We start from the raw sequence: 254 nt of genomic DNA, 5'->3' as shown, positions 1-254 counted from the left end.
TATTCCAGCGACAGATCGAAGGGCCAGACCTGAGCGCTGGGCAGGATCAGCGCGTCGAAATCCTCGAACAAACGGGCAGCGGCGGCGTACCATCTCGAGCGGGTCAGGCTGGCCGCCTTGACCTCGGCCATCGTCAGGGTCTGCCCGGTCTCGATCTCCCAGATCGCGGTGGATTTGAGCTGTTTGCGCCAGGCCGGGTTACCATAGAGTGCGCCGAGACGGTCGGCATTGGCGAAGGCGCGCAGATGCAGCCA

Annotated in this window: 1 pseudogene; it reads right to left on the bottom strand. The window is 64.2% G+C overall.

The window, feature by feature from the left end:
* Positions 1-254, bottom strand: a pseudogene (locus JI666_RS22280) (hypothetical protein); the annotation flags it as partial.

The organism is Bacillus sp. NTK071, from assembly GCF_017303315.1.
Taxonomy (GTDB): Bacteria; Bacillota; Bacilli; order Bacillales; family Guptibacillaceae; genus Guptibacillus.
The sequence above is the reverse complement of the archived record's forward strand: the minus strand, read 5'-3'. Positions and strand labels throughout refer to the sequence as shown.